Origin of the sequence: Zooshikella ganghwensis (assembly GCF_018263875.1) — a bacterium.
Lineage (GTDB): Bacteria > Pseudomonadota > Gammaproteobacteria > Pseudomonadales > Zooshikellaceae > Zooshikella > Zooshikella ganghwensis.
Genome location: NZ_JAEVHG010000011.1, coordinates 58699 through 71308 on the forward strand (window position 1 = coordinate 58699; position 12610 = coordinate 71308).

13 protein-coding genes are annotated in these 12610 nt (G+C 41.8%); 10 read left to right on the top strand and 3 right to left on the bottom strand.

Annotation, left to right across the window (positions count from 1 at the left end):
• Positions 1–2: 2 nt before the first annotated feature.
• A complete protein-coding gene (locus tag KHS79_RS15565; protein ID WP_212720167.1) occupies positions 3–773 on the bottom strand; it encodes a substrate-binding periplasmic protein in 771 nt (256 codons plus the stop codon).
• 291 nt (positions 774–1064) lie between these two features.
• Between KHS79_RS15565 and KHS79_RS15570 the strand changes: the two genes are divergently transcribed.
• Positions 1065–1421: a hypothetical protein gene (locus tag KHS79_RS15570; protein WP_212720169.1), complete on the top strand. Its 357-nt coding sequence runs from the start codon at positions 1065–1067 to the stop codon at positions 1419–1421.
• Between the two features lie 56 nt (positions 1422–1477).
• Here KHS79_RS15570 and KHS79_RS15575 read toward each other — a convergent pair whose 3' ends face one another.
• On the bottom strand, positions 1478–3049 hold the full coding sequence (locus KHS79_RS15575) for an ATP-binding response regulator (RefSeq protein ID WP_212720170.1): 1572 nt from the start codon (positions 3047–3049) through the stop codon (positions 1478–1480).
• A gap of 594 nt (positions 3050–3643) precedes the next feature.
• Here KHS79_RS15575 and KHS79_RS15580 point away from each other — a divergent pair.
• Positions 3644–4525 (top strand): SDR family oxidoreductase, encoded by an 882-nt coding sequence (locus tag KHS79_RS15580; protein ID WP_094786185.1) that lies wholly within the window; start codon positions 3644–3646, stop codon positions 4523–4525.
• Between the two features lie 68 nt (positions 4526–4593).
• Here KHS79_RS15580 and KHS79_RS15585 read toward each other — a convergent pair whose 3' ends face one another.
• A complete protein-coding gene (locus KHS79_RS15585; RefSeq protein ID WP_212720171.1) occupies positions 4594–5274 on the bottom strand; it encodes an OmpW family outer membrane protein in 681 nt (226 codons plus the stop codon).
• 575 nt (positions 5275–5849) lie between these two features.
• Between KHS79_RS15585 and KHS79_RS15590 the strand changes: the two genes are divergently transcribed.
• The 8 genes from KHS79_RS15590 (at position 5850) to KHS79_RS15625 (ending at position 12459) form a co-directional block, all read left to right on the top strand.
• Positions 5850–6704 carry a DUF3450 domain-containing protein gene (locus tag KHS79_RS15590; protein WP_212720172.1) on the top strand — a complete coding sequence of 285 codons (855 nt, stop codon included), beginning with the start codon at positions 5850–5852 and terminating at the stop codon, positions 6702–6704.
• Positions 6705–6732: 28 nt separating this feature from the next.
• On the top strand, positions 6733–8103 hold the full coding sequence (locus KHS79_RS15595; protein WP_212720173.1) for a MotA/TolQ/ExbB proton channel family protein: 1371 nt from the start codon (positions 6733–6735) through the stop codon (positions 8101–8103).
• Positions 8103–8627 (top strand): MotA/TolQ/ExbB proton channel family protein, encoded by a 525-nt coding sequence (locus KHS79_RS15600; RefSeq protein WP_212720174.1) that lies wholly within the window; start codon positions 8103–8105, stop codon positions 8625–8627. The genes KHS79_RS15595 and KHS79_RS15600 overlap by 1 nt, the downstream gene beginning before the upstream one ends.
• 13 nt (positions 8628–8640) lie before the next feature.
• Positions 8641–9048, top strand: a complete 408-nt coding sequence (locus KHS79_RS15605) for an ExbD/TolR family protein (protein WP_094786190.1) — start codon at positions 8641–8643, stop codon at positions 9046–9048.
• Positions 9045–9932: a TonB family protein gene (locus KHS79_RS15610; RefSeq protein ID WP_212720175.1), complete on the top strand. Its 888-nt coding sequence runs from the start codon at positions 9045–9047 to the stop codon at positions 9930–9932. The genes KHS79_RS15605 and KHS79_RS15610 overlap by 4 nt, the downstream gene beginning before the upstream one ends.
• A 9-nt stretch (positions 9933–9941) precedes the next feature.
• Complete coding sequence (locus KHS79_RS15615; protein ID WP_212720176.1) at positions 9942–11174, top strand: tetratricopeptide repeat protein; 1233 nt, start codon at positions 9942–9944, stop codon at positions 11172–11174.
• A 273-nt stretch (positions 11175–11447) separates the two neighbouring features.
• The gene (locus tag KHS79_RS15620) at positions 11448–11750 is read left to right on the top strand and encodes a hypothetical protein (protein ID WP_027708388.1); all 303 of its coding nucleotides are present in this window, start codon (positions 11448–11450) and stop codon (positions 11748–11750) included.
• A complete protein-coding gene (locus KHS79_RS15625; protein WP_038291233.1) occupies positions 11734–12459 on the top strand; it encodes a queuosine precursor transporter in 726 nt (241 codons plus the stop codon). Before KHS79_RS15620 ends, KHS79_RS15625 begins: the two co-directional genes overlap by 17 nt.
• Positions 12460–12610 lie beyond the last annotated feature (151 nt).

Below are 12610 nucleotides of genomic sequence, written 5' to 3' on the forward strand. Positions count from 1 at the left end.
ATTTAGTTATACTTGCCTTGATAGAACTCTTTCCAGAGTTGTTGATATTGACCTGTCGTGACTAGCTGATTTAGTCCTTCGTTAAATAATTTTAAAAATAATTTATTGTGTTCAATTTTTTTAGAAAATATCAAGTGATAATCCCAGCGTTCATATGGTTGTGTATAGGTGATATCATCCTGATGATCAGTAGTTAGCTGAGAATGGATTATATGTAAACCAACATCCTTATTTTCATCGAGTGCATCAAACCGCTTTGCAACAAGCATGAGAAATGTTGAAACCTTATCGGTCCCAGTAATAAAGTTAATAAGTTTGGCTTGTTCCGCTTTGACCAGAAGTTTAGCTTTAGCTGACTCCATGGGTATACCAATATGCAAGCCTTTTAATTGATAAAGCTTATCTGGATCTCCTTGCCAGATGATCGGTGTTTCTCTTAAATGAAAAAGCACCAGCTCTCCAGTATAAACAATATCTGAAAAGTAAGAGTCTTTGAGCCGTTCTTTCGTTTTTCCCCATATTGCTGAAGCATGCCATTTTCCAGATTTAACGTACTTATATGACCGTTTCCAAGGGAAAAAGCCATATCTTACGTTGATATTTTGAGCGGTAAAAACGGTTGTCAAAATATGAGTGACAATACCATAATGAGGAAGATCTTTACCAATGAAAGGATGCCATTCACCAATCGCAATACTTATTTCTTCTTCTGCGGTTGCTTTATGTGACAAAAGAGTGATGAAACATATGGCTATAATAATATGAGTCTTCATTTGTACGCTTCACGGACCAACCCTTGTTTTTTGTGCTAATACCAGTATGGCAGACTGCATTGAAAGCTAACTTGGAGGAGTACATATTATAAACAAATGGTATCAGGTGATAGGTTTAAGCCTGCCTTGCTGTTTGAGGTTATGGAGTAAGCTATGGATAGGTTAGTATGAGTTTGCTGAAAATGGCAAATAGTCGCTTTCTGTAATGGTGTTATTATGTATGAGGATAACTGGACACATGCGCCATGTGTAGTATGATCGTGAAAAAACAAGAGGTTAAAGGATTAGCAAATGATCAAGAAAACAATTCTAATATGTTTGATGGTATTGGGGTATTCTGTGGCTGGTGTAACAATGGCAGACTGCTCTACTCCAACATCAGGTGGCGTTCGCCTTATAGTTGTTTTTAATGACCAGATACATTCTGGAAAAATGTCACTTGAGGACGCCTATAGTGATGAGTTAAGAAAAGTAAGTGTGCTGAACCCATTTTATGTGATTCGACGTTTTCAGGAGCAGGGACTTATTATTTGTGCAGAGCCTGCAGATGAAGCTCATTTAGCGCAGATGGTACAGGGTATTGAGCAGTTAGCGGTTATTGATTATGTTGAGGTAGATCAGCGGATGCAGCCTCGAATGAAACCATGATTCAGCTTGGTTAAAAAAGTGTCTATAACACATAGCCTGCATCTGCAGGCCTGTGTCTATTGGGAAATTGGGATCGTAAAGTAAAAAATAGTACCGCCATCAGGATTATTTTCAAAGCCTAGCTTTCCACCATGAGAAGACATAATTGACTCACACACCGATAAACCTATGCCCATACCTGTGGACTTCGTGGTAAAGAAGGGCGTAAATAGGTTTTCGGCTGCTTCTGGTGACAATCCATGGCCACGATCAATCACCATTACTTTAACAAACTGATCACTGATTTTTTCAGTGGAAATATGCACACCTTCTTCCTGAGTATCCAGCCCTTTCATAGCTTCCATTGCATTACGCAACAGGTTAAGTGCAACCTGTTGAATCTGCACGGGGTCGGCGGCTATATGGGGAATATGCTTACCAGGATGAAAGTGAATTTGGATAGCGTTATTACGCGCATCTACTTCAGCCAGTTTTACAACATCACTAATCAGCTTGTTGCATTCAACCTGTTCAATACAGTGCTCAGGTTTTTTTACAAAGCTGCGAATCCGGGCGATGATTTCTCCTGCACGTCGGGCCTGGGTAGCTATTTTTTCCAGAGCATCCGTAAGAACGTCAGCATCAACATTATCTCGCTTTAAAATACGTGTACAAACTTGTGAGTAGTTTGATATTGCGGTGAGAGGCTGGTTAACTTCATGAGCAAATCCTGCGGCCATCTCACCCATTGTACTCAGTCGAGAGACATGAGTTAGACGTTCTTGTTGTTCCTGAAGTTCGGACAATGCTTGTTGTAAGGCTTGCTCACTACGCTTACGCTCAGTAATGTCTTTAAATACAATAACAGCACCTGTCGTGTGACCACTTTCAGTAATTGGAGTACATGAGTAGTCTACCGCAAAACAGTGACCTTGTTGGTGCCAGAAAATACTATCCTCAACCTGTTGTGGATGCCCATGGTGAAGCACATGCCACAATGGGGTTTCACTAAAATCGCAGGGGGTCATGTCAGCATAGCTATGCAATAACAGCTGGTGAAAGTTTTTGCCGATTAACTGCTCTTCACTCCAGCCAGTCACCTGTGTGGCGGCATAATTGACAAAGGTTATATGGGCTTGCTGATCAACACCAATGACGCCTTCTGTCATCGAAGCCAATATCCGCTCATTGTCTGCTTCGAGCTGGCGATTGCGTTTGGCTAGTGCTTGTTCCAGTTGATGTATTTTAAGCTGGCTCTCAACACGAGCAATGACTTCTTCTGATTGAAATGGCTTAGAGATAAAATCAGTGGCTCCAAGCTTGAGTCCTTTGACTTTATCTTTGGTTTCATCAAGTGATGAAAGGAAAATAATTGCAATGTCTTGAGTTAGGGGGTCTGCCTTGAGTTTTTGGCAGACTTCGTAGCCATCAATCCCAGGCATGATAATATCAAGGAGGATTAAGGCAGGTTTTTCTTGTTGAGCAATTTTAAGTGCACTTTCACCACTCTTAGCGATTAACAGTTTATAGCCACGGCCATTTAACGTTTGTAATAACACATGCAGGTTGGCTGGGTTGTCGTCAACCAGCAAAATTCGGTCATTCTCGGCATTTTTGGCATTTGCGTGATTTTGCTCAACAGAGTTCATGAATACTGCCGTTCCTGTGTCCGTTTAAACCTGTATATGTACCGCATTTTGGAGATCTGTCATACGTTAAGTATGTTACTTTTGTAAAGTCGAGTGAATTAGCACTTAAATCTCTATTTTTGTTACTTCTTTATGATAGTGTCCAACGCTTTACTGATAATTAGTTTTGAGGTTGATTCCAAAACTATCAGTTTAACGTGGTTATTATGATTGATTTTGCAGAAAAATAACATTTTTCATGTCTTCTCTTAAGGTAATTGCATATATACCCACAGCGAAGGACTTTATATCACTCATGCTCGGGCGTGTTGCTATCAGCCTGTTATGCTGAATTAAGGGTGATATCCTCATTGCTGGGCTATGGTTATAGGCTATATTCTGAAAAATGATATTCGCTGATCGGTTCGTAATGTTTTTGATTATTCCTCTTCACCACAGCAGTTTATTACTATAAGCTCCTCAGTTTTATTACTTGCTCACTGCCTGTAACAGCTGACATGGTGAACATGTGATACTTGGCCTGCAAGCGCGTTTTTTGCATTACGCTTGGGCCTCTAGAGCACAACATAATATAGGAGTTCGCAGAAAGACAGCATGAAAGTTCTGGTAATTGGTGGTTCTGGTCAAACTGGACATCGCTTGTGTGAAATATTACGGCAAAATGAAATTGAGTTTTTGGCTCCTGCCAGAAGTGAGTTGGATATTGCTGATGCTCAAGCACTGCATGATATTTTGAATGAGTTTCAGCCCTCAATGGTTGTAAATTGTTCAGGGTACAGGAGCTTGAGTCGCGCAGAACAAGAGCCATCCCTTTGTTTTGCCATTAACCGGGATGCTATTGCTGCTTTGGCTGACTTATGCCATGCCATGGGCATGATACTGATACATCTGTCGTCTTATTTGGTATTTGATGGTAGTAAGTCAGAACCCTATACCGAAGAGGATGAACCAAACCCTCAAGGTGTGTTGGCGTGTAGTATTTGGCAAGGAGAGCAGCAGATACGTGACCGTTGTCCTCGGCATATTATTTTGCGAGTTGGCTGGGTAATTAGTGCTCGACGAGAAAATATGGTCAATCGCACACTAACCGCGTTGCGCTTGCACAAACCTATCACTGTTGCTAGTGATAAGCTGGGAAACCCAACCCCAGCAGAGAATGTTGCCAAAGTTTTTATGACTATCTTATATCAATTGGATTGTGATGCTCAGGTGTTCGGTACTTACCACTATGCCGGTGTAGAAGCTGTATCAGAGAGTAAGTTTAATGAGGTCATTTATAATGAAGCCTCTCAGTTTGAAGATTTACCCATTAACTGTATCAAGGTTGTTGAAACTGAGCAGTTAGAACGTCTTAGAGCTCGTCGTAATGATCGGTTGGCCAACCGAAAAATTCTGCGCACCTTTGGTATTCATGCTAAGCCATGGCGTACTGGCTTGGTCAGAATAATGAAAAAACTTTATGAGCAGGGATCGTGAAAACATATCTTTGTTTGTCTGCCGTATTAAAACAGCAGACAAGCACTGATTAAGCTAATGATGGCAGCCTAAAATTTGTAGCCTACACCCAGCATGTAAACCCATGGATCAATATCAACATCAACTTTGGATTTTGATCCACCAAATCTAAACTCTGCAGTGGTATCAATATCAAGGTACCATAACGTACCATTAACCACCCATTTATCATTGATTTGGTAGTCAACACCTACTTCTGCAGCCCAACCCCATGAGTCGTCTAAATCTAAACTGCTAAATCCTTGGTTTTTACGGGTTGAGCTAAACTCTTCATCAAAAAACGTTGTGTAGTTTATCCCCGCACCAACATAAGGCTGAAAAGCGTTGGCTGGTTTATTAAAGAAGTATTGTAAAGTGACTGTAGGAGGCAGGTGTTTCATATCGGCGAGGGTTCCATCGCCTAAGCCCAGCACACTTTTCTTTAGGCTCAATGTGTGCTCAAAGGGGGTGGCAGCCAATAAACCTATTCCCCAATGATCTGCAAGCATATAGGTAAACGTTAAGCCTAACTGTGTATTGCTGTCAGCACCGACTTCCATCCCGGTATCGGACCCTCCCACAAACACTGAGCCACTATCTTCACTTGGATCAACTGTTGCTGCACCTGTGCGGAGAATGAAATCACCGGCTTTATGAGCAGAAGCGAAGGAAGGTAATAGAGAAAGGCTGACGCTGGTTAATGTGGCAAGCGCAAGAGGAGCTAACTTCATGGGAGTTACCTTTTATATGTTCACAGGTTGTTATTAGTTGCGATTACTTTCGTCATAAGGTGGTATAAAACAATGAGTGCAATGACATCCTTAGCAGCAAAAGTGTATTTTTTATGAATGAGTAGCTTTATTTCAGTTGCAGGCTTTATCCATGCTGCTTTTGTTGTCTATCACTCTTAGATTCCTATCTTGATAGCACAAAGTGACTAAAGGGCACCTCTAAAAATGCACTTTTTTCTTAATAGCTGTGTCAGCGCTGTACTCGAATCCTCATGTATTCCTTATACACTGCGGTTCTCCGTGCAGTGCTTCCTTGCTCTTGGAAAAAAATCACTATTTTTAGAGGTACCCTAAAGATAAATGACTTATGACTTATACTTCAGGTTTCGTATTGTAAAAATAAATGATGAATAAAAGTTGATTTGACGCAATAGACATTAAGTTTGATAGATCAGTTAGGTTGAGAAGCGAAAGTACTATTAAATCAATTGAGAATAGTTATCATTTGTGATAAACATGCGTTCTGCAAATGAGCCTTGCTTCAAGGCCACTCACTGTTGTTAAGGTTGTGATGCATGACATGCAGAAATAGGCGAAATCAAATAATCACAGGTCTGCTGGTTAGTGTAACTGGTTTTTTTATGAGTCATTGGGCTTGGGCGGATGACTTAAACCAGGCTTTTGAGTCCTTGGAGCAAACTCATAAGGCAGGTGTGAAAACCCAGCAGCACATTGATAAAACAGATGATGAAACCCAGGACATGTTGCAATCTTATCGGCAAGTGGTTGCGGAGCAGCAAAGCCTGTCACTTTATAATAAACAACTAAAGTTGATGACAGATTCCCAACAGCAAAAAATCACAGAGTTGTCTGCTCAGATTGAAAGTATCGAAGAAACCCAACATGCAATTCTTCCCCTTATGCAACAAATGTTGCAGGGTTTGAAGCGGTTTGTGGCAATGGATATTCCATTTTTAATGGAAGAGCGTCAGGCTCGATTAGATAAGCTCGACTTATTACTGGTCAATAGTGAAGTCAGTGTTGCTGAAAAATACCGACAGCTACTCGAAGCATTTCAAATTGAAATTGAGTATGGCAATACAATTGAAGCCTATGAAGGTCAACTAGTGGCCAATAAAATGCATTCTAGTACGACAGAAAAAACGGGGACCGCACAATGGGTGCAGTTTTTTCGTATGGGACGTGTAGGGTTGTACTACATGACAGCTGATGGTCACGAGTTAGGTGTATGGAATAATCAGCTGCGCCACTGGCAGTCACTTGATCAGCAGTATTTATCCGAATTACAGCAAGCCATTCGCTTAGCCCATCAGCAGCAAGCACCTCAACTGTTGTCGCTGCCTATTAATACACCGAACCATGTCAGCAAGATACAAGATGCTGTCAGCACACAGCAAAAGACAAAGTAAAGGTAGTGGCAGGGGAAAGAAGAAAACGATGAAGTATTTTATATTGGTGCTGATAGCGGGTTTTGGCTGTACAGCGTTAGCGGCTAATCAGCAAGTACCTGAGACACCCCAGCAGTTATTGCAGCAAATTTTACAGCAACAGCAGCAGCAACAAACCATTAATAAACAGCGTGAAGCCCGGTTTTTAAAAGAAAAAGCACAACAGGCTAAACTGCTGGCAGAAGCAAAGGCGGCATTGGCTCAAGCTCAGACAGAAAATGAAAAGCTGCAGCAAACATTTGATGAGCAAGCAGAAACATTAATTACGCTGAAACAGACGTTAAAACAGCGTAGTGGGCATCTGGGTGAATTATTTGGTCAAGTCCGTCAACTAGCCAATGATGTTCAGACTACGTTGCAACAGTCGTTAATTACTGCGCAATATCCAGAGCGTATTGCTCAACTGCGTTCGTTATCAGAAACCAAGCAATTGCCAACGACTCAAGAGCTACGACAGTTATGGTATGAATTACAGCGGGAAATGACGGCTTCAGGCGAAATTGTCTCTTTTTCTGCGCCAGTGATTCGGGCTGGAGGACAGTCCGAGACAGAGCAAGTTACACGTGTTGGCTCCTTTAATGTAGTGACTAACCAAGGGTATTTGCGTTATGTCCCAGAGGGTCCACTGCAATTGCTAGCGAGTCAGCCATCGGCGAGTACATTGGATCGGCTAAATGATTGGCTACAGGCGAAAACGACAGTAGCCCCCTTAACCATTGACCCAACCCAGGGAGACGTGCTGAATATTCTTCAACAGCAGCCCACCTGGATTGAACGCTGGCAGCAAGGTGGAGTGGTGGGCATGATAATTGGTGTCTTGGGTGTCATTGGCATGCTTTTAGGTATAGGTAGATTGCTGCAATTAATGTTCATTCAAAGGAATGTTAAGCAACAGCTTAGTCAGCCTACGGTACCTCAACAGGACAATCCTTTAGGTCGGGTGCTGGCAGTATATCAGCAACAGCAAGCAAGGAACTTAGAACAATTAGAGCTTTGTTTAGATGAGGCTATTATGCATGAGGTGCCAAAGTTAGAGCGGTGGCAAGGCACTGTTAAGTTATTGGCGGGTGTTGCACCTTTAATGGGGTTACTGGGTACGGTAACCGGGATGATTGTTACCTTCCAAACAATCACATTGTTTGGCACCGGAGATCCGAAGCTAATGGCTGCGGGTATTTCCCAAGCATTGATTACAACGGTATTAGGTTTGATTGCAGCGATACCTTTGTTGTTTTTGCATACAGCTATTTCTTCACGCAGTAAGGCGCTAATTCAGGTATTGGATAAACAGGCCGCAGGGTTATTAGCCCAGCAATTTATCCAGGATCACTCAGCAACGACGACTCAGCGTGAAGCCTAATGGAAGCGATAGGATGGCATATTGCTGTTTTTTTCCAGCAAGGCGGATGGGTTCTTTGGTTAATTGCGGGGGTGTGCCTGATTTTATGGGGACTGATTATTGAGCGCTTTTTGTACTTTTTCTGGCAGCGTAAGTTAGATGCTCAGTCTTTTTTATCCTTAGGCTCTGCTTTTCAGCAGCAGTATGTTGACTTAGATAAACCCGCTTATAATCGTTTATGGCAATGGTATAAGGCCCATCTTTTAAATCAGTATCAGCAGTTACTGGAGCAGGGACAACGTTATATCAAACTGTTGGTGGTGATATGCCCATTATTAGGATTATTGGGTACGGTAACGGGAATGATTCAGGTTTTTGAGGCACTGATGGTGGCTGGTAATATGCGAGCAATGGCTAATGGGGTAGCGAGTGCCACCATGCCAACCATGGCTGGAATGGTTGTTGCCTTATCAGGTATTTATTTTCGTGCGCTAATACAGCAGCGAACCCGAATTTATCTTCATGAGTTAGCAGATCAGTTATGAGCCAGTATAAGTTATGAGAGTAAATAGGCATGTAAGCAGTGACGCCGATGAGTCGGGGATTGATTTGACACCCATGCTAGATGTGGTGTTTATCATGCTGATTTTTTTTATTGTGACTAGCTCATTCGTGCGTGAATCGGGTGTAACCGTCAGTCGTCCAGAAGCGCAAACCGCTCAAGCTCAACCTGCAGGTGCTATTTTGGTGGCTATAAAGCCCAGTGGAGACATCTGGATTGATAAACGACAGGTTGATATTAGGCGAGTGCGTGCGCATATTGAGCGATTGAAAGCAGAAATACCAGAGGTGAGTGCAGTCATTCAAGCAGATCGTGATGCACGAACAGGTATACTGATCAACGTAATGGACCAGATTAAACTTGCCGGTATTTCGCAAATTGCAGTTGCTACGGTACAACCATGATACAAAGCTACACGACATCTCAGGCACGTTATCAGGATAACGATAGTGGTGATAGTCTGAATAGTGATGGTTTTAATGGTGAAAGCGCCAATCAAGGGGTTGTCCTGGCAATGCCTGCTACGTCATGGTTGCGATCAGGGATTGCTTTCAGTGGTGCAATAGGGGTGTCATTGGCTCTGTTTTTATTGATGAGCCATCTAACAAAAGCGCCTGAACCTAAGACAATGGCAGTATCTTCCAGCGTGTCTTTTTTACGCATGATGGTTGACTCTCCTGTTGCAGAATTATCCGACCCTCAACCAGAAACGTCACCACCACCGGCTGTTGAGCCGCCCCCAGAACTGCCAAAACCAATAGTTGAGCCTTCACTAGAGGCTACCACGGCAATTTCTAGTCCAAAGGTCGAAATGCCGAAGATGGATTTGCCTGACATTACACCAGCGGTATCAGGCGATGTACTGGCAGGTATTCAGGCTAGGGTTGCCCAACTAGAGCCTAAACAGCAAGTAGAGCCCAGGCAGCAAGCTCAACCAACCAGTTCACCGACAGCTACGAATCTTACGGCCACTAATCGTATCGCCAGTCCTTCGGTTTCAGTCGGTGACTTATCCATTGGGCAGGAAGTTATGGTGCTTCATAAAGTGCTGGCACAATACCCAAGACGAGCCATGCAGCGACGTCAGGAGGGCTGGGTAAAAATTCGCTTTGATGTAACGGCTCAGGGGCGAACCACAAACTTACAAGTGGTGGAAGCTAAACCGCAAGGCATGTTCGACCGCGCTGCATTACAAGCTTTGCAGCATTGGCGTTTTAAGCCCAAACAGGAAAATGGCAAAGCGGCTATGCGCTATAACCTGATCCAAGTGATTGAATTTAAGCTTTAGGGGTAGGCGATGAAAAAAACACTAGCTGTCGTACTCTTAAGTTTAACTGGTTATTTTTCAGCTGAAATCACCTATGCGCAAGGGCCGTCTTTGTCTCCGGCTTTGTATCGGCAAATAGAAACAATTCAACAGTTACAGCATAAACAACAATGGCAGGTTGCGGCTAAAAAAATTATTGAGCTTGAAAAACAGCTTGAATCCCATAGTTATGGTTATTCTCTGGTATCCCAGTTAGGGGTGCATAATGCTTTACAGCGAGGTAAACCTGATTTAGCGATTGTCCGATTGCGCAAAGTGTTGTCAGCAAAAAAACTGTCTAACAACACACTGGATGACTTAACAGTGACATTAGGGCAGCTTTTGGTCCAGCAGGGGCAGGCAAAAGAGGCTGTAAAATGGTTGCAACCTTGGTCAAAGCGGGTAAAACAAAAAAAGTCTGATAACGTAGCAACAGGGTTGATGACGCTGGGTTATGCGTATCATCAGCTAGGAAACTATTCTGCGGTGATTCAGCCGGTTAAACGTGCAGTAACACTCTATCAAAAGCCTCCGCAAAGTGTTTATCAACTATTGTTATCTGCCTATATGCAAACGAAGCGTTATGCGGCAGCCCAAAAACTGCTGCAACAAAAGCTGATTGTTATGTATCCAGCAAAAGGAAATTATTGGCGGCAGCTAAGCTTTGTAAGCTATCAGTTGCAAGACATAGACACGGCTGTAGCTACTTTAGAGCTTGGCATAAAAAAAGGTATTTTGCAGCAAGCTAAAGATGTAAAGCAGTTAGTTTCTTTATATTTACAGCAAAAAAACCCTTATCAAGCGGCTATGCTTCAGTCAAAGTTTTTAAAGCAAGGTTTGCTTAGAGGTTCGCGGGAAGACTATCAATTACTGACCAATGCCTGGTTGCAAGCGCGTGAACGTAAAAAAGCTGCTCAGGTTTTGGAAAGCTATTTAGCTGAGGCTCCAGATCCGTATTTATATAAAACACTCGTGCAGTTATATTATGAAATGCAGCAATGGAATCGTATTGAGCAAATACATCCGACAGTATTCAAACACTTGAAAAGTGATAAAGAAAAAGGAATGCACTTGATTATTGTCGGACTGACAGCTATTGAAAAAAAACAGTTTGATAAGGCTGAACGTTTTTTTCAACAAGCCCGGCAATATAGTCACTCAGAAAAAACTGCTCGTCAGTGGTTGAGCTATTTGCGACAAAGGACTAAGCTCAGTCAGTCATAAGGGCGCTTCTAAAAATGCACTTTTTTCGTGATGGTTGTGTCAGTGCTGTACTCAGATTCTCATGTATTACTTATACACTGCGGTCCTCCGTGCAGTGCTTCCTTGTTCTAACAAAAAAATCACTATACCCAAAGCGAAGGGTATATTTTTAGAGTTGCCTATAGGCTACCAAACAAATCTTTCTTTGTAGGTATAGCAGGCCTAGAGGATGCTAGGCTAATCCTTAATAATTTCTGAACAAAGCGTGATATAAAAAAAATAGGCTAGGGGTTAATGAAAATTAAAAAAGTGATGGCCACCCTGGATCAATGGTGCTGTAAATATCTGCAGCTTAATTCTACACAAACTCGGCTGGATAGTATTGTTTATGATGGTGAGTCTTTGATAGTGACTAGTCATGAAGCTTTTAAGCGACATATTTATCATGACAAATTTTGTAGTACAACAGTAATGGCGTTAAATAAGAGCGAAGTAGAAAAATTAGGGTTGGCTATTGGTAAATCTATCGCGGATAATTTGGTTGTTACGTTTGATGAACCAGTAGTTAGGAAGTACAAAAGTGAAAGAAGTGGTTAGTGGTAAAGCGATCATTCAGCCAAAATATTTATGGTTTTTAATTTTATCCTACTCAATGATTATTGCGACAGCAAATTGGTTTGATGGGCGATTGGTTGAGTTATTTGGAGTAGTGATATCGCCAGGTACGTTGATCTTTCCACTCAGCTTTTTGATTTCAGATATTATTACTGAAGTTTATGGTTATAAACATGCTAGGCGGGCTATTTGGTCCGCCTTGTTATTTAATATTTTAATTATTGGCTATGGTCATTTACTGGTCAGCTTGCCTAGCCCTGCATTTGCAAAAGACAATGCGTGTTTTGATAAACTTATTAATACAGATAGTCGGATTATATTAGGATCAATTGTGGCTTATATGCTGTGTGAGCCTGTTAACTCATACATTGTGGCAAAGATGAAAGTATTAATGAATGGTGCTTATGTAGGTTTGCGCTTTGTCTTATCGACTATTGTAGCCGCGTCGATTGATACTGTTATTTTCGTGTTGATTGCATTTTACGGTATATATAGTTTTTCGGATGTTGTTGATCTGATAATTAATGTTTGCATCATCAAGATTGTAATTGAGATATTAGGCTTACCTGTATCTGTTAATTTATCAAAGTATATAAAGCGTCAAGAACAGCTGGATATGTATGATGATTTAACGGACTTTTCTTTATTTCGTATGGATGCTGACTATTCAAAGCAACAGAATAGATTTTGATCTATACCCACAGCGAAGGCAACAAACCCTAAAATTGATTCGCGAAGGGTAAATACAACTTAATATAAACTCTCTTTATCGATAGTCATGAAAATGTAACAGAGACTTGACGGCTGGACATAAAATAACATTTACTTAAGAAGTTTTCTGA

Coding starts and splice junctions, on each gene's coding strand:
- KHS79_RS15565 (WP_212720167.1), bottom strand. CDS start 773: ATGAAGACTCATATTATTATAGCCATATGTTTCATCACTCTTTTGTCA.
- KHS79_RS15570 (WP_212720169.1), top strand. CDS start 1,065: ATGATCAAGAAAACAATTCTAATATGTTTGATGGTATTGGGGTATTCT.
- KHS79_RS15575 (WP_212720170.1), bottom strand. CDS start 3,049: ATGAACTCTGTTGAGCAAAATCACGCAAATGCCAAAAATGCCGAGAAT.
- KHS79_RS15580 (WP_094786185.1), top strand. CDS start 3,644: ATGAAAGTTCTGGTAATTGGTGGTTCTGGTCAAACTGGACATCGCTTG.
- KHS79_RS15585 (WP_212720171.1), bottom strand. CDS start 5,274: ATGAAGTTAGCTCCTCTTGCGCTTGCCACATTAACCAGCGTCAGCCTT.
- KHS79_RS15590 (WP_212720172.1), top strand. CDS start 5,850: ATGACATGCAGAAATAGGCGAAATCAAATAATCACAGGTCTGCTGGTT.
- KHS79_RS15595 (WP_212720173.1), top strand. CDS start 6,733: ATGAAGTATTTTATATTGGTGCTGATAGCGGGTTTTGGCTGTACAGCG.
- KHS79_RS15600 (WP_212720174.1), top strand. CDS start 8,103: ATGGAAGCGATAGGATGGCATATTGCTGTTTTTTTCCAGCAAGGCGGA.
- KHS79_RS15605 (WP_094786190.1), top strand. CDS start 8,641: ATGAGAGTAAATAGGCATGTAAGCAGTGACGCCGATGAGTCGGGGATT.
- KHS79_RS15610 (WP_212720175.1), top strand. CDS start 9,045: ATGATACAAAGCTACACGACATCTCAGGCACGTTATCAGGATAACGAT.
- KHS79_RS15615 (WP_212720176.1), top strand. CDS start 9,942: ATGAAAAAAACACTAGCTGTCGTACTCTTAAGTTTAACTGGTTATTTT.
- KHS79_RS15620 (WP_027708388.1), top strand. CDS start 11,448: ATGAAAATTAAAAAAGTGATGGCCACCCTGGATCAATGGTGCTGTAAA.